At 50.7% G+C, this 20,883-nt stretch carries 14 protein-coding genes, 4 tRNA genes and 2 pseudogenes; 3 read left to right on the plus strand and 17 right to left on the minus strand.

Annotation, left to right across the window (positions count from 1 at the left end; all coding sequences use genetic code 11):
* Positions 1–27: 27 nt before the first annotated feature.
* The 3 genes from MNU25_RS19835 to MNU25_RS19845 are packed head-to-tail and all read right to left on the minus strand — an operon-like array spanning position 28 to position 3,690.
* Positions 28–2,220, minus strand: a complete 2,193-nt coding sequence (locus MNU25_RS19835) for a CRISPR-associated endonuclease Cas3'' (RefSeq protein WP_240986638.1) — start codon at positions 2,218–2,220, stop codon at positions 28–30.
* The gene (locus MNU25_RS19840; protein WP_240986639.1) at positions 2,217–3,101 is read right to left on the minus strand and encodes a type I CRISPR-associated protein Cas7; all 885 of its coding nucleotides are present in this window, start codon (positions 3,099–3,101) and stop codon (positions 2,217–2,219) included. Before MNU25_RS19840 ends, MNU25_RS19835 begins: the two co-directional genes overlap by 4 nt.
* Positions 3,091–3,690, minus strand: coding sequence for a hypothetical protein (locus MNU25_RS19845; protein WP_240986640.1), 600 nt, complete (start codon positions 3,688–3,690; stop codon positions 3,091–3,093). Before MNU25_RS19845 ends, MNU25_RS19840 begins: the two co-directional genes overlap by 11 nt.
* Before the next feature lie 197 nt (positions 3,691–3,887).
* On the opposite strand from MNU25_RS19845, the pseudogene MNU25_RS19855 reads away from it, so the two are divergent.
* Positions 3,888–5,543 (plus strand): annotated as a pseudogene (locus MNU25_RS19855) (IS1634 family transposase).
* A gap of 510 nt (positions 5,544–6,053) precedes the next feature.
* On the opposite strand, the gene MNU25_RS19860 reads toward MNU25_RS19855, so the two are convergent.
* Both MNU25_RS19860 and MNU25_RS19865 read right to left on the minus strand, forming a co-directional pair.
* The gene (locus MNU25_RS19860) at positions 6,054–6,929 is read right to left on the minus strand and encodes a DUF4338 domain-containing protein (RefSeq protein ID WP_240986643.1); all 876 of its coding nucleotides are present in this window, start codon (positions 6,927–6,929) and stop codon (positions 6,054–6,056) included.
* Positions 6,926–7,729, minus strand: a complete 804-nt coding sequence (locus MNU25_RS19865; protein WP_240986644.1) for an IS66 family transposase — start codon at positions 7,727–7,729, stop codon at positions 6,926–6,928. The genes MNU25_RS19860 and MNU25_RS19865 overlap by 4 nt, the downstream gene beginning before the upstream one ends.
* 2 nt (positions 7,730–7,731) lie before the next feature.
* On the opposite strand from MNU25_RS19865, the pseudogene MNU25_RS19870 reads away from it, so the two are divergent.
* Positions 7,732–8,406 (plus strand): annotated as a pseudogene (locus MNU25_RS19870) (IS256 family transposase); the annotation flags it as partial.
* 17 nt (positions 8,407–8,423) lie between these two features.
* Here the strand turns inward: MNU25_RS19870 and MNU25_RS19875 are convergent.
* The 12 genes from MNU25_RS19875 to dnaG form a co-directional block, all read right to left on the minus strand.
* Positions 8,424–9,275 (minus strand): tyrosine-type recombinase/integrase, encoded by an 852-nt coding sequence (locus tag MNU25_RS19875; protein ID WP_240986645.1) that lies wholly within the window; start codon positions 9,273–9,275, stop codon positions 8,424–8,426.
* 470 nt (positions 9,276–9,745) lie between these two features.
* Complete coding sequence (locus MNU25_RS19880; RefSeq protein ID WP_240986646.1) at positions 9,746–9,973, minus strand: hypothetical protein; 228 nt, start codon at positions 9,971–9,973, stop codon at positions 9,746–9,748.
* A 138-nt stretch (positions 9,974–10,111) separates the two neighbouring features.
* A complete protein-coding gene (locus MNU25_RS19885) occupies positions 10,112–11,047 on the minus strand; it encodes an Rpn family recombination-promoting nuclease/putative transposase (RefSeq protein ID WP_240986931.1) in 936 nt (311 codons plus the stop codon).
* A gap of 190 nt (positions 11,048–11,237) precedes the next feature.
* Complete coding sequence (locus MNU25_RS19890; protein WP_240986647.1) at positions 11,238–11,684, minus strand: hypothetical protein; 447 nt, start codon at positions 11,682–11,684, stop codon at positions 11,238–11,240.
* A 246-nt stretch (positions 11,685–11,930) separates the two neighbouring features.
* A complete protein-coding gene (locus MNU25_RS19895; protein ID WP_240986648.1) occupies positions 11,931–13,082 on the minus strand; it encodes a transposase in 1,152 nt (383 codons plus the stop codon).
* A gap of 225 nt (positions 13,083–13,307) precedes the next feature.
* Positions 13,308–14,717: a group II intron reverse transcriptase/maturase gene (ltrA, locus tag MNU25_RS19900; protein ID WP_240986649.1), complete on the minus strand. Its 1,410-nt coding sequence runs from the start codon at positions 14,715–14,717 to the stop codon at positions 13,308–13,310.
* Between the two features lie 725 nt (positions 14,718–15,442).
* Positions 15,443–15,518, minus strand: a tRNA-Val gene (locus MNU25_RS19905).
* 66 nt (positions 15,519–15,584) lie between these two features.
* Positions 15,585–15,660 (minus strand) — tRNA-Glu (locus MNU25_RS19910).
* A 106-nt stretch (positions 15,661–15,766) separates the two neighbouring features.
* Positions 15,767–15,841 (minus strand) — tRNA-Ile (locus MNU25_RS19915).
* Between the two features lie 9 nt (positions 15,842–15,850).
* Positions 15,851–15,925: transfer RNA gene (locus tag MNU25_RS19920), tRNA-Asn, on the minus strand.
* Positions 15,926–16,362: 437 nt separating this feature from the next.
* Positions 16,363–17,550, minus strand: a complete 1,188-nt coding sequence (gene rpoD / locus MNU25_RS19925) for an RNA polymerase sigma factor RpoD (protein WP_240986650.1) — start codon at positions 17,548–17,550, stop codon at positions 16,363–16,365.
* Positions 17,537–19,426, minus strand: coding sequence for a DNA primase (dnaG, locus tag MNU25_RS19930; RefSeq protein ID WP_240986651.1), 1,890 nt, complete (start codon positions 19,424–19,426; stop codon positions 17,537–17,539). Before dnaG ends, rpoD begins: the two co-directional genes overlap by 14 nt.
* 694 nt (positions 19,427–20,120) lie before the next feature.
* On the opposite strand from dnaG, the gene MNU25_RS19935 reads away from it, so the two are divergent.
* Positions 20,121–20,720, plus strand: coding sequence for a GerMN domain-containing protein (locus MNU25_RS19935; protein ID WP_240986652.1), 600 nt, complete (start codon positions 20,121–20,123; stop codon positions 20,718–20,720).
* Positions 20,721–20,883: the final 163 nt, after the last annotated feature.

A 20,883-nucleotide genomic window follows, 5' to 3' on the forward strand; every position in this document is an offset into this window, starting at 1 on the left:
TTTTTTTCCACTCTCAGTCTACGGTAGTCAAATGATGATTGCTTCTCCTCTATATTTTTTTAGTTTCACGATACCGGCCATATAACCAAGAAAACCGTTATATTCGAGATTCCACCTGTATATATGATCCATGATCATGGGCGTTCCCAGCTCATCCAACTTATATTTAGCAATTTGAACTGAGACCCTTTGCAGTTCTTGCCAATCAACTTTTCCGTATTGCAAACGCTTTGCCATAGCCGGATCAACAACGACGAGACGGGTATTGCTTTCAATCACCTTGAAATCCTGTTCTACCTGAGGAAATCTTTGCAACTTTTCAGCAGTAACTAAATTTCCTTTCTTTTTAGATAACCCATATAAAGCAATTTCATCAGCAAGGGATTGGGTACTCAAGACAGGCATAATGGCTTTGTTCTCTTCAAAATACCCTTTGAGAACAGCGGCAGCCTCCTTTAACCCCAGATTGAGCCTTAACATTCCGTCTTCCAAAATACAGAATGTCCACATCTCGGCATCATCAAGGAGACCCTCTCGATTGACACGCCCCGAAGCTTGCAGCAGCGATACCAGCGATCCCAGCTCGCGGAATCCATTTCTAAAAGACAAGTCTACGCCAGCTTCAATACACGACGTTGCAATCAGAGTCCAATCGGTATCCTCATTGTCAGCCAAGCGTTCTTTAACTCGTTTCAGGGTGTTTTCACGATCGTCTGCGGTTAAAGCCGTAGACAAATGCTCAACATCCTCTCGGCCAAAGTGCTCTGAAAAATAGTCCGCTAATGCGGCGGCACTTTGAACCGTGTTCAAGATAACCAGTCTCGGTCCCGGGAACTTGCTGATCCACTCAGCAAGTTCCGCTGTGCCTTTAGGAGATAAATCGCTATGAAAAGAAATCCTATGGTTTTCATAGACCGCAAGGCGTCTACGCAGTTCGTCAGCGATGATTTCCGGTACAGAGTGGGAATTTTCGCTGCCTGCGATTTCCGGGATTGTCCAAAATCGATTCAAGGAACCGGACGCCAGAACCCAGTAGCAATTCCATTCTGCAGCATAAATGTTGATCCACCTCCAGGCAATGGGCAGAAGTTTGGCCGGTAAGGCAGCATGGGATTCATCCACAAAAATAGCACTTCCGGGCAATTCATGTAAGCGGCGCAGAGTTGCGGTGGAATTCGAGGCCAGCGTTTCAAAAAAAGCAACCGCCGTTGTCACAATAATTGGCGCCCGCCAAAGCGCAGTTAAGTGTCTAGTCTCCTTACTCTCAAAGTCTGCTCGGTGGTGCAGCTCCGCCACAACCTCCTCAGCCTTTTCCCCCGGCAAAACGAGTGTCTTCCGATAGATATCAACGGATTGTTTAATGATATTCGTAAAGGGCAGTACAACAAAGATACGCCGCAGGCCGCGCTTTTCCGCTTGAGCAAGCAAATGAGCCATGACGGCCGTTGTCTTTCCTGAGCCAACCGGGCTGTCACAGGAGGTTATACCAAGATCAATGTCAGCGTCCCGACACGCTAGATACATTTCACTGCGTAGAGCATTCCGATAATCGTCGGCTCCTTTTTGTTTTAGCTCTGCAATATGTCGGTCTAATTGGGCAAGCCGTTCGGCCGCGCACAACCGAACCGGACTCACTTCAGCCGGATACTTCCGGTAATGAATCGCCGTATCAGTGTGATCCGCGTCAACAAGGCATGATAAAAGCATCCGCAGGAAAACCGAGCGTTCTCCTTTGATTTCTTCCTCACTGTATTCAAGATGGCTATCAATCAGGTTATGGTGGGTAGCTTCAAGTTCAGGCAGCTCTCTATCTACATCGGGAGCGATGGAACTATCCCGAAAAATCCCCCTATCACCCTTCTCTATTTCGGCAGTTAAATCAGGAAAACCAAGGTGGTGAGCCTGAATTACAGCTGCAGAGAAAGCAGAAAAGTGTTTGCTATTCAAGAAATAAGCGGCTCCCGCATCGACATGATTGCACGGAAGAGATTTAGCTGGATTTTTTCCGGAAAGAACATTCTGATTTTCTCGGTTCAGCTTGCCTAGATCGTGAAATGTGGCGGCTTTTTCTATGATCTGCGACAGCACTGTTTCGTCACAGTTTGCATAGCACCTGATATCCTGCACATATTTCTGGGCAAGGGACTTTACACCACGAATATGCACCGAGTACTCCTGCTCGGGAATATCGTCTTTTTTACTGTGCGCGTAATAAATCATACCAGCATCAAGTCGATTACGGAACTCACCCTGGCATGCAATTCCTCCGGCAGAGCGGCCTTATCTTCATAGTCGTTCCAGCTCGTCGACGCAATGGTCGGATCGCCAATCCGCTTTGGAGTAAGCGCTTCCAAAAGGAGATAATCCGGACAACTGCCAAGGGCATTCAGATGCTCCATGTACCAGGCATGACGAATGCGCACATCGGTGCGAATGGCGGAACGGTTCAAATCATAAGCTCTGGGAATTAAAAGCTTAAGCAAATCAATATCTTCCTGGATGCATCCTGTCTTGCCTGCATAATTGGGATTCACAAAAAACGGCATACAATAAACGCCGTGTTCCACGATGCGGAAGGCTAAAGGGGCCATTCCGGCATTTTTACCTTCTTGGACACCGGCTTTATTCGTATTGGTGTGGCGAATGATATTGACCGGGGAAATCGACGTACCTACACCGAACTGAACGACACCTGTTTTGATAAATCCTTTATTCGCTCCTTCTTCCAAAAAAGTGTTTCCGAACACTCTGGCATCCCAATATTTTTTCACAAAGGTACTCTCCAAAAAACTCTTCTGGTCAAAGTTTTTGGTGTCTTCTGACATCTCGCTTTGAATGGACTTCCTGTCACGGCCACGCGATTCCACTACGCAAAAATGATCCGAGTTCTTAACATAAAACTCCGGAAGACTCCGATAAAACACACTATCGTGGTCCCCCGCTAAATCGCGCAGCTTGCGTTTGAAGGAAACAGGTGAAATTTCCCCCAGGCCATTGGGACGCTGGCGGGGATCACTCTCTCTGTCCGGGTCCCCATTCGCATTTGAGTTTACAACTTCAATCACCAAAAGGCCGGTTGCGCGCTTAATTTCACTGTTCATCGTTAGTTCCTCCTCCATTGTTATCATGATCGTTATCAGCATCACTTGCAGTTACTGAAGACTCTCTTTTGGGAAAGGATGCCAGATACCCAATAAACAGCTGTGCCTTTTCAATATCAGTAAATCGTGTTGAGCCCGTCACTGACACTTTCAGTTTATTAGCCACATCTTCATACAAATTGAGATACCAGCGTGCTCTCCAACTCTCCTCATTTTTTATTGAAATGTTTTTAAAACGATATTGTTTGGCCCAGGTTATATAGGGATTCATACGAAGTGACAATTGGGCCATCGCCTGATAGGGCGTTTCACCGGCCGTTGTAAACAGTGCACTACCCGCCAGCTGCGGAGGAACATCTCCGCTTCGCACAACTTTGCAGTACAAGGTATGCAGTTCGTCGGAGATTTTCAAGAGCTGTCCGACCAAATAAGGCATATTTTCCATGTAGTTCTCCTTTCTATCACCCCGTTTATAAAGCAGCAATCCAAGGAAAGACAACAGAAGAACCGTCTCATTTTTTAATCTCTCTAAGGTTTTCTCCTCTTTCTTGTCCTTGCATTTTGAACCGCCATGTATCCAATTGCCCATATAGCTTACCTCGGCTTCGACAGTTTTTCGTGGATTTAGGCATCCGTTAAAAAATGGATGCCTTTATTCATGCGGGTTTCAGGGTTTATCCACAGGCAAAAACAGTGAAAATGTGTAGGCACACTATTATGTGGATAAGTTGTGGATATCCCTTATTAATACTTGAAGGTATGTCTGACTTGTGGTAAAATGTAGGCATGTATATACGTGTGACGTCTCGTAAGAACAAAGATAATAGTGTGGTTAAGTACGTTCAGTTAGCTCATAACGTTCGTAATCCGAAAACCGGCTCTCCGCAGGCGAATGTCCTTTTTAATTTCGGACGCTTGGATCGGTTGGATATGGAGTCCCTTCGCCGGCTGGAACGCAGTATCCGGCGTTTCCTTGGGGAACCGCTCGATCCGGTGGAGGCCCCGAAACCGGAGTTCCTCTCCTGTCGCCCGCTGGGCGGTGCCTGGTTTCTGGATCAGCTCTGGCGGAAACTCGGAATCGATAGCATTTTGAAGCGCCGCTTGAAAGAGCGCGAGTATCGCACGGAGGTGGAACGCGCTCTGTTCGCGATGGTGGCTAACCGGGCTTTGGCACCTTTGAGCAAGCTGCAATTGGAGAAATAGGTGCCCGAAAAGGTAGTCATTCCCGGCCTTGCGAACGTGGAGGTTCAGCACTGCTATCGCGCGATGGATTTCCTCTTGGAATCCCAGGAAGACGTTGAGCGAGAGGTGTTTTATGCCGTAGCGGACTTGTTCTATCTTGAAGTCGATCTCCTGTTCTTCGATACCACCTCGACTTACTTTGAAATGGACGCGTGGGACGATGAGGAACAGGACTTAAAGGCGCTGGGTCACTCAAAGGACAGCCGGCCCGATTTGCCCCAAATTGTGATCGGCCTGGCGGTCACACGGGACGGGATCCCGATTCGCTCTTGGGTCTGGCCCGGCAATACCTCCGATATGTCGGTTATCCCGGAAGTCAAGCGGGATCTGGCGGGTTGGAAGTTGGGGCGGGTCGTGAGTGTGATGGATAGGGGTTTTTCCTCCGAGGAGAACTTGCGGATTCTGCAAAGGACCGGGGGCCACTACATCGCTGGAGAACGTCTTAGAGCCGGTAAGCCCGAAGTCGAGGAGGCCCTCTCCCATCCCGGAAGGTTTCGCACGCTTCAAGAGAATCTGGAGGCGAAAGAAGTCGTTGTCGGCCACGGAGAGGCCCGCATCCGCTACGTTCTGGTCCGTAACCCTGCGGAAGCCAAGCGTGATGCCCATACCCGCACCAAGCACCTGGAGAAGCTGAAGCAGAAGCTCGCGAAGCTGAAGGAGCTGGACGGAGAAGCGCACACCAAAGCCCACTGTGCTCTCTACAGCCATATCGTCTACAAGCGATATTTGCAAATCGATGCTAAAGGCAACCTTAGGATTAACCAGAAAGCGGTCAAAGCCGCGGAAAGGCTGGACGGGAAATACCTTATCCGCACCTCGGATGACACCCTCTCCATAGAGGATATCACCTTGGGCTTCAAACAGCTTTGGGAAGTGGAGCGGGCTTTTCGCACGCTCAAAACGACTCTGGAGCTACGGCCTGTTTACCACCGAAAAGACGATCGGATCTGTGCCCATGTCCTGCTGTGTTGGCTGGCTTTGCTCCTGGTACGCCTGGCAGAAGTAGAGACTCAACAAACTTGGGCCAACCTTCGTTCCGAACTGGAGAAAATTTATCTCGTCGAGTGGGAGTCGACGGACGGGAAAGTCTTTCAAAGGACAGAATTAACCCAAGAGCAAACGGGTATTTTTTCAGCACTCAAATTGCCGGAACCCCCGAGAATATGGGATATTTCGCTTCCCAAGGGGCAAAAAGTGTAGGTACACGGTACGTTATCCACAAGTGCCTGAAGCCCAGATGCCATAAGGGTTTGAGGCACTTCCCGTGTCTACGGACTGCCGAAAGCGAGCTTACCAAAGTCGGACGTGGCTCTATTCTTGACATCATAAAACTCCCTTCTTTAGAAGGAGCTAGTCTTTCTTCGGTGCGCCATGTTGTATAGCCCCATATATCTCCCCATAGTCCCATTCATTCCCAGGGTATTGATGATCTACGCAAACAGGAATATGCCCATGTATCATATCTAATGCTCTCAAGAAGTACGTTGGCTCTTCGGCCGGACTTTTAAGTACAATCGCATGGCCTAATTCGTTAAAATCATTATCAAGAGGATTCCTAAATTCCAAAGGCTTGGTTAAATAATTGTAAATGCAGTTACGAATTGCTTCATTAGCATGAGTTACTTTAACTTCCTTGGTTTTAACATTGTATTGGTAAATGTTCAGTGAACCATTCAATGAACATTTAAAAGTCAACAAAACGGGCCGGACTTAGTCCGACCCGGCGAGAATTTGACGAAAGTTCTTATGGAGTGGATAGAGGTAAATACTTTTAACGGGCAGTTTGTACTCGTTGAGCCGATCCCATTTACCCCGTCCCTGCGTTTCCCCTACGTAAGACCAGTTGGCCGCTTTGTAACAGGTTCCCCTATAGCGCTCTTTGTCAACAAACGTTTCGAGTAATACGGGGGTGTAGCCATAGGTCGCTTGCCATTCTTGCGGCAGGCGCTTGGCAGTGAGGGATAGGATTTTGGATGCCAAGTTCTTGACGTAAACCCAGGGTAGAAGTAAAAAGCGGGAATTGTTTACCACTAGGTTCAAGTGCTTCAAGCGTTGCTCCTTAGTCCAGCCGATGAGTTCGTCGCGGGGCCGCAAAGCCCAGGCCGGTGATGAAAAGCCGATGGCTCCCAGAAGCACGCCGGAGTCGGTATAAATGAGGTCGCGAATTTGAGCTCCGGGCAAGCGCGTGTAGCCGAGATAGTGATAACGCTCAATCAGTTCGTTCCAGAAGTGCGATTGTTTTGACCCACTGACTCGGATGAACCGGATAGAGCCCAAGTCATGGAGGGGGACCGTGATCGGTTCTCCGGGGTCACTCGCCGGGGTAAACTTAATTGGGCGCAGCCGGTTGTTATCTTTGCTTAGGGGAGGAGGGAGTTCGATGATGCCGTCTCGATGCAAACGCAACAAGGCCACACGGCAGCTCATGTCTTTGAGTCCTCCGTCCGGCTTACGCCAATTCAAAGCACGGCAGACCTCCTGAGAGATTCGCTGCCGGTTCAGATTCCCTTGGCGGATAAGGCTGCGGATGAGTTCCAGATCCTCCGCGCTGAAGGTGCGTCCCCTGGCTTTCACAACGGATATCATGGGCTCTTTCCTTTCTTTAAAAGGAGCGCCTCACGGTCCGGGCCGGTGATGTTCCAGGGTAGGAAGGAGGCTAACTCCTCGGGTTTCTGGGGGGCTTTACCCAAACGGGCACAGGCCTCTAAGTAGTAAAGGAGATATGCTTGGGGGTTTAGACCGTTTTGAACAGCGCTCTGAAGAATGGACAGACTCATCGCCGCAAACTGGCCACCCCGTTCGGAATGGTTCCCATAGTAGTTGTTACGCCCGACCGCCGCACCGCGCAGGGCTGATTCTGCGACATTATTGTGCATAGGAATATCGACATGATCGACAAAGACCGTTAAGTGCGCCCAGTTACGGCTTAAGCTCTTAAGGATCTTGGTTTGCACCGGTTTATTCGTGGTCAGTGTCTGTTGAGCATCCCGTTTAGTCGCCATTTTCTCCATCTGACCTTCCAGTTCCGCTTGCTTCTCGGCGAATTGAACCGGATGATTCTGGCACGCGACCCGTTCATCATTGACTGCCATTAGGGTATGAATGTCATCAATCCAGTCATCCGCCCAGTCTCTCAGGGATAAAAGGCCTTCTTTTGCCCGGATGAAGTCCCGACGGACATGAAGCCAACACAGCTGACGCAGCATCTGACCGTCTAAAACGCAGTAGGCACCGTAACGGTCGACATTGATGATGCCCCGGGCTGTCTGACCAAAGAACTTCTGGGGGACCTCTTTCGAACGGTGGGGATCCAGGACGAACACGGTGGCCGAGGACGTATGAAGTTTTGTGTAAATGGTTAAAACTACCAATGAGGAGTTGATCATTTATGCAAGATGTTTAAAGACCGGTTAGCCCGTGAAGTCGCCAAGGACTGTAAGACCGTCGAAGACGTCCACAACACGCTCAAAGACCTCTTCAGACGCACCCTGCAGGAGATTCTGGAAACCGAGATGAGCGACCATCTTGGTTATGAAAAACATAGTGTTGAGGGCAACAATTCAGGCAACAGCCGCAATGGATATTCGAGAAAGACCATTCAAACACGTATGGGTGAAACAGAACTGGCAATTCCCCGGGATCGCAACGGCGAGTTTGAACCACACATCATCAAGAAGTACGAGAAAAACGCCAGTGAACTCGAACAACAGATTATCGCGATGTATGCCAAAGGCATGTCGACTCGGGATATTGACGCGATATCTACGGCATTGATGTCTCAGCCGAGTTGGTCAGTAAAATCACGGACAAGGTCATGCCACTCGTCACAGAATGGCAATGCAGACCCCTTGAGCGTATCTATCCCATCGTCTTTCTGGACGCGATTCACTTCAAGGTTCGCAAAGATAATCGGATTGTCACCAAAGCCGCTTACTCTGTTTTGGGCCTGGATGTACAAGGCCGTAAAGATATTCTCGGAATCTGGATTGGCGAAAGTGAAACTGCCAGCTTCTGGCTCAGTGTCTGCAACGACTTAAAGAATCGGGGCGTAGAAGACGTCCTAAACTGGCGAGTTGTCGCCTAAATGCGTGGATTCGCCAGTTTACTTTCCATAATATTTCTCTTACCATAATAAATTCTCGTAGTGTCAAGTCGTTTGTGCCCTAGAAATTCTGCGACCATCTCCAGCCCTTCTCCCGCGTTCAGCATGTTCTTGGCAAACGTGTGTCGTAATGCGTGCGGGTGTAGTTGGGGAAGCTTCGCCAGGTATGCGTATTGATCAATCACCTGCCGGATACCGCTGGCCGTAAGGCGTTGGGTTCCTCGCCCCCGTTGACTAAGAAAGACCGACCCCGCCCCGCGATCATTCAGATAGTTCTTCAACGCTTTCCGAGTGTCACTGTCGAGAGGTACCATCCGGTATTTGCCGCCTTTCCCTTCACGCACAATCACACTCCCTGAGCGTTCGTTCAACGTTAGGTCTTCGATGTCTAAGGCGGCTACCTCGCTGATTCGGAGGCCACTGTGCATCATCAGAGTAATTAGGGCAATGTCCCTAATTGATCCTTCCCGTTCCACCGCACGCATAAGCGCGTGCTGCTCCTGCTTGTCTAGTCCCTGGGGAGCTGATCTCACCTCTTCCATCAGGCGCGGCATATCCACATTCTGCTTGTGGTACTCCAGCCAGCTTGCAATGGCTGCGAAAGACAGATTGACCGTCGCTGGCGTGCGCTTCTTTGCCGTCACAAGATAGGCTTTGTAATCGCGCAGATCCGTGGGCGTAACGCGCTCCGGGGTAAGGGGTTCGCCGTTGGTTGAGTCAAACCACTCGGCGAACCTCAGTAGTCTCTGGCGGTATGTGCATACCGTGTTTTCAGATCTATTTTTCTGGCGAAGGTAAGTCAGCCAGTCGATTATTTCGTAATTTAGCATGGCTTATTTCTCACTGCCCTCTTTCGGCCCTTGCCTAAGCCAGGGTATTCCCCTGTGTTTTCGACCCGAAAACATTATCTCCTGAGTTTTTTGGGCCTTAATCACATTCTCCGCCGGGAATTGCGACCCGGAAACCCGCTGGGCAAGGAATCTCTTGAAATTAATGTACACCCTCCGGAGTCCGATATCAAGAGATAATGACTGTTATCTCTTGACATTATCTCTTAATCTGACAACCATTTCCCCCCTACATGCCAGACGGGACACCTTTCGGCATCCCGTCTCTTTTGTTTTAAACCAGTGTTTCGAATTGCCTGCCCATTCTTCTCAGTAGCTCATGTTTGCCAGGCGAAAACTTGGCCGCAGCCTGTTTCTCCCAATCTTTCTTCTTCTCAAACGACAGATCATACCATTCGTATCTCGGATGTGAACTGCCTAGTACCCCCGATGCTTCCAGCCGAAAAAGCACACTATACCAATTGCTCAGAGAAAGGAACCAAACCCGAGTTGTCAAAGTCGAATTGTTCAAGCACTTCTTGGAAAAGTTGATCCTCTTTTAGAGCGTAAACCACCCTATAGATTAGCGCCGGGTCCTTGGGTATTGAATTGTTCGTAACTGATGCAAGTATGGCGGTTAGTACATCGTCCGGATAGACTTCCGTTCGATGCATTTCTTTAAGCAATTCGAGCTTGGTCATAACTAATCCCTCCTTTAATAATCTTCCATATATTGTTTAGCCTCTGCTTTCTCCAAGAAACCAAGGTGGGTAACTGTTATTATGCCAGACGGGACACCTTTCGGCATCCCGTCTGCTGTCCAAACTGTTTTGCAACAGTTACTGAGAAGCCAAACTACCCTCAATGAGATCCTTGGCTTCGTCCAATTGGTTCACGATAAAAATTCGGCTGATGATCCGATTGAGAACATCCAGATCGGTTATGGTGCGAACCGTCTCCTGGAGGGGTTGTGACTCTGCGCCGAAGCGAGCTTCAAGGTATTGGCAGATTGCATCTTGAACCACGGCTCTTCCCTCGGCTCTTCCCTCGGCTCTTCCCTCGGCTCTTCCCTCGGCCCTTCCTTGGTTTCTCTCCGACTTCATTCTAGTTAATTGATCGCGTAGTTCAGCTTCCCGTGCTTCGTAAAGCATCCTTGCCTTTTCGTCCTTACTGATGATCTGCAAGAGGTCATAGGCTTTCTTGATGTCCTGATTCTTTTCCGCTAACATCTCGATCACCCCTTTCGATTTTGCGTCCAGGAATTCCATCCATTCTACGACAATGTCATTCTCGTCTCTCGGGATATCCGGATCTGCAAGTTTTGGCATCTCCAAGAAGTGGATTTCCATGACGTCGGTCAGGCGGTAGCCCGTCTCGTCCTCCGTTAAATGGTAGCTGGAGTGCAACTTGCGAAGCGGAGTACATCTAAAATCGACAATGTTAATAGTGATGCATTTTTGCAACGTGTCATAGGTATCTCCTGGCTTAGCCTGGCTGGTGTACATCTTTGACCAATAAAACAGAGTCCTTTCCGGCATGAATTCCGTAGGGAGTATCTGGATCTCAATGTCGATCTGCTTGCCTTGTTTGGTCCTGACTCTCACGTCGAGTATGCCCTTTTTGTCCTCCGCAAACTCTCTCAAAAGCTCGCTATTGACGATTTCTATGCCCTGGAACTCTTCTTTCGGTAGCTTAAGGATGGCACTAAGAAGGGCAATGAGCAATTTCTTGTTCGCGAAAATGAGCTTAAAGACGAAATCATTTTTGGGGGACATCAGGAAGCCGTCATCCGTTGGAATCTGTTTGTTTTCCTTTACCAAGATTAGATCCCTCTCTTCTTGTATATTATACCAAATTGCCGCTTTGGTTTCCATAAGATACTCTCTCCACATCCATTTTTTCAGGAACAGGCCGCCCGTGAAGGCGGCCCGTCTTGTCTCCTTTTTTAAGCTGGAAAACAATCTCTCATTCGTCGTCCAGCTCGTGTGCGGACATCCGACTACGTTCGTCCAGGTATTTGTCCATATTAGGTTTGCTAAATATTTCTACGAACCGGTCTACTTCTTCCTTGCTGGAGAAATACGGCCTGTCAATCATTACAAAACCGTTCTTTTCGCACTGCTCCAAAAAATAATTGTCAACTTCCTTTAGTTTTGGATCAACTCCGTCTTCTTCTCCTTCCTCGATATATTCCTTGAATTCCCTTATGCTGGTAATTTCCGGGTTGTTGGGATCAACTTTTACCCAATGGCTGCCCAGATGATGATTCAGCTCAAAGGGTGGTTCGATTGCTTCGTCGGGTATGCATCCAGCCATATCTGTGTTACAGTCTACCATCCAGAACTTGTCGCCTCGTTGTTCAACGCGGAAATAGCCGCAATAGCCCTTATGGTGTGCGAGGATGTCCCCCACATAGATGTTCCTTGATGCACAAATCGTTTGACATCCTCCCCGCTTTAAAAAGCGAGGATTCCCTGGAATTCCGTGCCCTTTGGGGTTCACGCCAGGTTCTGGTCGGGGTCCGCGTCCGGCGTTACATTTCTGCCGCCTTCATCCGTTCCCCCTTTGGGCCGTGTCAATCGGCCCGCCCCAGTAGGTTCAAGGGATCCCTTGCCCTCTACCCCGCCGGGCGGCAGTCCTGCTTACCAGACTGCTAAGTTACGCGGCTTGCTTCTTCCGCTTCTTCTGGGTGAGTCTCACTTGCTTCTCTTCGCTCAGTCCGCTGATCGCCTGGGCAATGTTGTCGGCGGCATTCGTGTCAATGTGCTTGATTTTCCCACAGCGTGGGCACGTGTACCATCGCCCTGCCGGGCGACTCGTTCTTACTTCTCCGCACCGGCTGCATGTGAGACTGGTCAGTTCTGGATTGACAAGTTCCATGGCTATTCCCGCGAGTTTTGCTTTGTACCCGACGAATTCCCGGAGTTGAAAGAAGGCCCAGCTGTGCAGACTGCGCCCCGCATCCCGTCTCCGTTCTTTGCGTTGGCTTTTTGTCCAGCGGGTACCCCGCAAGTCTTCCATGCGGATGACGGTGACTCCGTGTACTTTAGCAAACTCGACTATCCTGTGGCTGATCCTGTGGTTCATGGCCGTGATCCAGCGGTATTCTTTGTTTCCCAGTTTCTTGAGTGCTCTATGTGCCCCTTTCTTCTGGAGTTTCCTGCGCAACTTCGCGTAATGCCGCCGGATGTAGGCGAGTTCTGCCCCGCTGAAAAACAAGGTACACCCGAGGATGCTTGCGACGGCCAGTTCGATGAGTCCCAGGTCGATTCCCATGTACTTCGCTGGCTTCTTCTCCCTCTCGTCCTTGTCAAGCCAGACTGTGATGGAGAGGTGGGTGTACCACTGCTTGCCGCACTTGACGAGTTGAGCTGTGCCCTGTTTGGCTCCCCCGGCAAGCAGGAGTTCCAGGTATTTGACTTGGTACTTCTCTACCTGGATGGGCACACCCACCCGCTTTTCCAGTGTGGGAAAGGAGACTTTCCAGGCGGCTCCGCCGTCCTGCATCGTCTCTTTCTCGACCCGGAAGTTCTGGTTGTTGAAGCCCGGCCACAGCCGCTTGAACTCTTTGGCTTTCTTCTTGGCTTCGATGTCTCGGATGGCTTGACACAAGACAACGGACGGCAGGGGTTCGGAATATGGTTTTGCGTCTGCTGATGTTTTCGGACGCATGGGCTTCTCTACTCCGAGATACCGATTCGCAAAGTCGGTGGTCCGGTTAGCCAGGGTCTGGTACATGTCCTGCTTGGCTTTCGTGGGGGCGTACAGTTTCAGTTTGATCGTGATGACTTGTTTGGTGGTTTCTGCCATGTTTTCACCCCCTCTCTCAGCAACAAGAAAAGCCGCTGCCTAATGCAACGACTTCCCTTCGATTCAGTTCCTGGGACATATGGGGAATTGTCCGTTTTTCTTACGGTTTGCTAATCACCTCCTGCTTTTGCGCAATCGGGTAGGAGGCTGGTCATTAATTGGCCAGCCGACCTCCCACAGCACCGTACGTACCGTTCGGTATACGGCGCCTCCAAAGTTTACACGTTATTTGGCAGAGTAGCATTGACTAAAACTGGGGTATCCTGCGCGTTCGATGCGTTTGTTGGATAAGGACATTGTCAAAATGTGGCTATGGGCTACTCGCCAATAGCCCTTTCTTGTGTTTGCCCACATCCATGCTTGCTCCTTCTTGATGCCAAGCTTCTGCAAGTTCGCGTATCGTGTGCGTACTCTCTTCCATCGTTTCCATGTGACCATCCGAATTCGACTTCGTAGCCATTCGTCCATCTTTCCGAGTAACGCTTTGGCGTCTGCCAGTTTAAAGTAATTGGTCCATCCTCGGATGATGTAATTGAGTTTTGCCTTTCTCTCCTCGATTCCCATCCCGTTGCTCCGTCCGGTGACTTTCCGGATCTTGTCCTTTAGCTTCAGGATGCTTTTCGGGTGGATTCTCAGTCGTCCTCTTCCTTTGTGGATGTAGAAGCCGTATCCCAGATACTTGACTTTCCTCACGTGTGCCACGCTTGTTTTCTCCTTATTGACTCTGAGGAATAGTTTCCCTTCGATATAAGGAACAATATGGTCTAGCGTTCGCCGGGCCGCTTTCTCGCTTTTGCAGAAAATCATCATGTCATCCGCGTAGCGTACGAAGCGATGCCCACGCTTTTCTAGCTCGTGGTCACAAACGTTTAGCATGACGTTTCCAAGTAAGGGACTAAGGGGCCCCCCTTGGGGTACGCCTTCCGGACTTTCTTCAAATAGTCCGTCCACCATAATCCCTGCTCTGAGGAATTTATGGATTAGGGATATGACTCGTCCATCTTTGATGGTGTCTGAGAGGATTTGGATGAGTTTGCTTTGGTTGACCGTGTCAAAGTATTTCTCCAAGTCCATGTCCACGACGTAGACAAAGCCTTCTGTGATATGCCTTTGACCTGCTCTTAGCGCGTCGTGAGCGCTTCGTTGAGGTCGGAACCCATAGCTGTTGTCTGAGAATTGCCTTTCGAAGATTGGCGAAAGGACCTGGGTTATGGCCTGTTGGATCAGTCTGTCCACGACGGTAGGGATTCCCAGCTTTCTCATTTTCCCGTTCTCTTTGGGTATTTCTACCCTCCGTACGGGTTTCGGACGGTATTTCCCGTCCCAGAGGGCTTGCAAAAGTTCATCCTTGTGTCCTTTCAGGTAGGGTAGAAGTTCGTCCACCTGCATACCGTCGATTCCACCCGCGCCTTTGTTCCCCTTCACTCTGTAGTAGGCTCGATTAAGGTTCTCGGCGCTGAGAATTTCCTCTAGCAGTTTCTCTGTCTGCTCGTCTGTGTTGGTGTTGTCGGTTTTGGTCATCCTGGGTGGCACGCACACTTCTGCATACTCTCTCTGTTCCGCAGATGACCTTTGCAGATAGTCTTTAAAGCAAAGTTGTCTGTGTTTTAAATTACCACTTTCGGTAACTTTCATTGACCCACACCTCCTTTGGTTCCGCCCTTCCGTCGGTGTCCGGGACACCTCTGTACTATGGCTTCTGCTGACTCCTCACGACAAATCTTGTTTCAACCGGGCTTCTTACTCCGTTTCCACCCGTCCGTGAGGCCTCCCACGGTAAGACGATTCACTTTCATTCCATGTCCCCGCAACATTTACGCTGACGTGTCCGTGTAGCTTTTGGGCTTCAACTTGTATGGCAGTCTTACCCCACATTTCGCGCCTAATATTGTTCGTGTTCCTCGGGGCGGAACTTTGCCGCCGGCTTCCTTCAGATTCCATCTCGCAATGGACACCCTTGCCTTGAGCTAATGGTTGGTCGCTACATACCCCCATAACGGACTTTCACCGTCAAGTTAATCGTCATGCGTGGCGCACCACAAAAAGAAGCCCCGATGGGCTTCCTCTTTTTACCATAAATTTAGGGCAGGATTTACCCCCTGCTTCTAAGGACTACTTTAGGCTGTTTTTGGCCTGTTCGCAACCCCTTTTCGGGGGTTGTGAAAAAATATTCTTATTCTGGTTTTTCGGGGTCGCGCTTTCTTCCTCGGAATGAATTCCGGGGTTCTCCCGCGCGCATTCTATAGGAGGACGGGGGTCTCGCAAGTTGTGTTAAATATCTTTTTGAAAACTTATTGCATTACCGTTGCATTACTTTCATATTTCAAGCATGTACAAAGTGCTAAAACCCTTGGTATAACTGGTGGGCGATACTGGGATCGAACCAGTGACCTCATCCGTGTGAAGGATGCGCTCTCCCGACTGAGCCAATCGCCCATGATAGAATTGAGGAGTAAGATATCGGAAGTCAGAATCCAACTTTTTGCCTCTTGACTATTGAATTGGTGACCCGTGCGGGATTCGAACCCGCGTTACCGCCGTGAAAGGGCGGTGTCTTAGGCCGCTTGACCAACGGGCCATGTTCGATGTTCGCTCCGATGTCCTCTGAGTTTGCCTCCCCGTCGGTCCCTCTGACCTCTGACTTCTGATAATGGCTTCTCCGTCCGTCCCTCTGACCTCTGATATGGTGGGCCCACCTGGGATCGAACCAGGGACCGACCGGTTATGAGCCGGCTGCTCTACCGCTGAGCTATAGGCCCAAACAAAAATGGCTCCCCGAGCAGGACTCGAACCTGCAACCTACCGGTTAACAGCCGGTCGCTCCACCATTGAGCTATCGAGGAAAGCCCTTCGCATCGATTATTATACGCAATCCGCTCCCTAGAGTCAAGGCCTCAACACTCAAATACTCACAAGCAAAGCACTTTTTTGACAAGGTTCGCCACAACACAGACCGTCTGCGTCTTTCTGCAAGTACAAATAAACAGGCCAAACAACCGTTTGCGTACCGAAGCGTCACAGCCAAAACAACACGTCAGTTCACAGTAAGGGCCGGCGGCAGGCGCCATCTGCACTTGTCAGGGCGACAGCCTTTCGATTTCACCGCCTGCTGTCCACCGATTCTTCCTACCGATAGCTTTTAGCGGGCGATACCTTTCAGCCGAGCGAAGTCCGACAGCGGGCAACCCCGGCTCGGCTGAGAAATAGTCGGATAAACTGTCTTGGCGGCAATAGGCTGTCAGGCGCATGCGCACCGAATCTTCACTTTCCGGGTCAGACCTTACTCCAAGTAGTCTTTCAGTTTCTTGCTCCGGCTGGGGTGGCGGAGTTTGCGCAGGGCTTTGGCCTCGATCTGGCGAATCCGTTCCCGGGTGACTCCGAATTCCTGCCCCACCTCCTCGAGGGTGCGGGTGCGGCCGTCGTCCAACCCGAAGCGCAGCCGCAGAACCTTCTCTTCACGCGGCGTCAGGGTCTCGAGAACCTCTTCCAATTGTTCTTTTAGCAAGATGAAGGAGGCTGCTTCAGACGGAGCGGGAGAATCGTCGTCCGGAATGAAATCCCCGAGATGGGAGTCCTCTTCTTCCCCGATCGGGGTTTCCAGAGAAACAGGTTCTTGCGCGATTTTCATGATCTCCCGCACCCGCTCCACCGGAATCTCCATAATCTTGGCTATCTCTTCCGGGCTCGGCTCCCGGCCCAGTTCCTGCAGAAGCTGGCGGGACACCCGGATTAGCTTATTAATCGTCTCTACCATGTGCACCGGAATACGAATGGTCCGGGCTTGGTCGGCGATGGCCCGGGTAATCGCCTGGCGAATCCACCAAGTGGCATAAGTGCTGAATTTATACCCCTTGGTGTAGTCAAATTTTTCCACGGCCTTGATCAGGCCCAGATTTCCCTCTTGGATCAAGTCCAAAAACAGCATGCCCCGGCCCACATAGCGCTTGGCGATACTTACAACCAGGCGTAAATTAGCCTCGGCCAGCCGTCGCTTGGCGTTTTCTTCCCCCGCCTCCATGCGTTTGGCCAGGTCTATCTCCTCTTCGGCATTGAGCAGAGGCACCCGCCCGATCTCTTTGAGATACATGCGCACCGGATCGTCAATGCCCACGCCTTCCGGAATGGACAGGTCAACTTCCGCCTCTTCCTCGTTTTCCTCCGCTTCATCCGACACGTCTACCACATCATCGCTAGCCGGTCCTTCCAACTCCTCCTCTACTTCTTGCGGTTCAGGCACAACATCAATACCCATCCGGCCCAATTGTTCATAGATCTCGTCGATTTGGTCGGCGGTGAGTTCGATCCCCTGGAGGGAATCCATTATTTCCCGGTACGTCAATGAGCCTTTTTTCTTGCCCTCTTGCAGAAGGTTTCTGACGCTTTCCACTTTCAATTCTTCTTCACTCACCGGATTCCCTCCTTCCCTCGGGTCTTTTTCCTGGATACTCATCACCTTATTGTTCGCCACGTTTTAACCGCTCTCCTATCTCTTTTAACAAAGCCATCGCCCCGGCTATGTCACCGGATCTTTCCAAAGCCGCCATACGCGTCTGAAGCTCTTCGACTTTCTCTTCCTCACGGGCCTGCAGGATTACCTGAATGCAATCCGCCAACAACTTTTCCCTTTTACTCAGGTCGATGTTTTCCGCCATAATACCCGCGAGCCGATTCCCGGTCCCTTCGGCCAAATCCCTGCCCACATCCGAGAAAGCGGCGCCCGCAGGCGCCTGCCGCATGAGATCGAGAATCTCCTGGTGCGCGGGAACCGTACAAAACTTTGGACCAAGCTCATTCTCAACCCGGGCAAGCAGGGAAGAATCCTCCAAGACCAGCCGCAAAATGTTCCGTTCAGCCCGGCAACGCCGCGGCTCCACGGTTGGGTTCGGGAACTGCCCGGACGACCGTTCTCCGGATAGAACATACCTATTGATATTATCCCTGTTTTTTACAGAAATATCCTGTTCAGCGGGAGAATATTCCTGTTTTTGGGCTTTGCCGGGCCCTTGCCTGCCGTTTTTTGCAATCTCGCGCTGTATCGCTTCCAGAGAGAGTCCCAGCTGCTCGCTTAAGAATCGTTCGTACCCCTCCCTCTCCACCGGACTGGCCGTCTTGCGAATGTCGGGAGCCAGTTTGGCCACCACTTCCGCTTTGCCCAAAATGCCCTCGGGTGGAATTTCCTCCGTTATTATCTGATACTTAAACTCGACATATGTCTGAGTTTGGGTTAAACTACTCTTAAAAGCGTCATACCCTTGTGTGTGCAGGAACTCATCGGGATCTTTGGCACCTGTCAAACGCAGGACTTCCACCCGCAAACCCGCTTCCCCAAGAAGTACCGCAGCCCTGAGGGTTGCCTGGGTCCCGGCCGCATCCGAGTCGTAAACGATCACCACCCGCCCCGTGTGTCTGCGCAGGAGTTTCGCTTGCTCCCTTGTCAGTGCCGTCCCCAGAGAAGCGACCGCGTTGGCGAATCCGGCCTGTTGGAGCGCCAGAACGTCCATATACCCTTCGGCCAGCAGCGCGAATCCCGCAAAGCGAATTCCCTGGGCAGCCTTATTCATTCCGTAGAGATTCTGCCCTTTGCTGAAGAAGGGTGTTTCGGGAGAATTGAGGTACTTCGGCAGGGAATCGTCAAGGACTCTGCCTCCAAAAGCTACCGGACATCCACGGCTGTCCAGGATACTGAAGATAACCCGATTGCGAAAGCGATCATAGTACTGGCCCGGGGTCTGCGCTTTCTCAATGACGAGCCCGGCATCCGCCAGTTCCCTCGGACTGACCCCCTGTAAACTCAGGGCTTGCAAAAGGCCGTTCCAACGGTTCGGCGCATATCCCAGACGGAATGCGACCACCATATCGCGGTCAATACCCCGCTTGGCAAAATAGGCCCGTCCGGGTCCTCCTTCCTCATGCTCCATTAACATAGTATGAAAATAATTGGCCGACAACTCCTGGATTTCTTCCCAACGCTTCTTTTTCTTGCGTTTCTCTTGCTCCTCGGAAGAGAGGCTTCTCTCCGGAAGAACCATTCCCTGTCTGCGGGCCAAATCTTGAGCCGCTTCGACAAACGTCCAGCCTTCCTTTTTCATTAAGAAGGCAAAAACATCCCCCCCCACGTGGCAGCCAAAGCAGTAAAATATCTGCTTATCCGGAGTCACTGTAAAACTGGGTGTCTTTTCGGAGTGAAAAGGGCAGAGCCCCAGATAGTTTTTCCCTTTCCGCTGCAAAGAAACATATTCAGAGATAACGTCCAAAATGTCTGTGCGCGCTCTTATTTCTTCAAGTATTTCCTCAGGAATGTGTGCATCCACATTGCTCGGCCTTTCGTGTCTTACCGTAATCACAGATTTTCAACCGTATCCCTTAAATCGTTAGTTCCAGTCGGGATGTCCTGCCATAATCACGGGAATTTGTCAACTCGTTCTATTTAGATTCTTCGCCAAAAATCCCCGGAATCCTCTTTTCCCGCCTTAGAAAGTACAACTTTCACTATGCGAAAGAAGCCCCCTGGCTTTCCGTCACCAACCCATTTGACCTTTTCTCCGAAACGAACGCCCGACCGTTCTCATCGCTGAGGCCGGGAAGCGGAACGGCTCGCGGTGCAAGGATCGTGAATAAGACGCTTCCCCCCCAAAAGTCGTGAGGCAGGACGCTTCTCCTCCTCAAGTCGGGATATATTGACGTAAAACAAATGGGTCGAACGCAAGAGTCGTCAGGCAAGATACTTCTCCTCCCTAAGAGCCGTGAAACGAAATAATTCTGACCCGCAAGCCTCGGGAGGGAAGATGGTCCTAAAAGTTTTGGCGCGCCTCTTCTCACCGGAAAGAGTATAATTCTACTTCAGACTCCCTAAATCCTCCTATTTTGCAAAGTTTTTTTTCGGATGGTTCCAACTTCTTTTTTTGTAGATTGACTACCGGTACACGTCTGTCCCATTCCGCAATTCCCTATGAAACCATAACGACTCCCTAACGACTTCCCTTTTACTAATTTGTTCGAAACATGGTCAGAGATTAACGTGAAAAGGCAGGGATTTTTATGGCTCGCAGAAAAACGGTATTTTTCGTTCTGGCTCTTCTCCTTTTGCTAAGCCCCTTGGTCCTCACGGCCTGCAACCGGACGCCCGCCTCTGCCGGTAGTCCCAATAAAACGGCGACCACAGCACCCACGGGAACCCCTCCGTCCCAGGCAGTGCCGCCGAAATCCCCTTCTTCTCAGTCCGCCACCAAACAGGTCGACCTGACTCTCTACTTCCCCACCCCGAATGCCGCCGGCCTGGCCCCCTTCCGACGTCAAGCCAATGTGACGGACGGGGCCGTAATTCAGGCAATTTTCGCCGAACTGCAAAACCCTCCTTCCGGCTGGCCTGGCCCCCTTCCGAGCGGAACCAAACTTCTCGGTGCCTCCGTCAAGAACGGTGTCGCAACGATCGACCTCTCCCCCGAGTTCCGAAGTAATTTTAAAGGCGGTTCGAGCGGGGAATTGGCGACGATCTACAGTATCGTAGACTCTCTCACGTCCCTCCCCGATGTGAAATCAGTTCAGTTCCTTCTCAATGGGCAGAAGCAAGATGCTATCCTGTCCCAACTGGATACGACTCAGCCTCTCAAATTCAGCAAGAGCGTACTCAAAAGCTGATTCAGGAAAAAATCCGGGGAAATCACCCGGATCGGCTTCCCACACCTTATGCAGCCTTCGACAGGACCACACAGGTTTCTTAAGTTAACTAGGATCGACCCCCTAGCGCATCCGTATGACACCTGCCGGCGTAGAGTCAGCTCCCCCACCTGACGCCCTCATG

Source organism: Acididesulfobacillus acetoxydans (assembly GCF_902729405.1).
Classification (GTDB): Bacteria; Bacillota; Desulfitobacteriia; order Desulfitobacteriales; family Desulfitobacteriaceae; genus Acididesulfobacillus; species Acididesulfobacillus acetoxydans.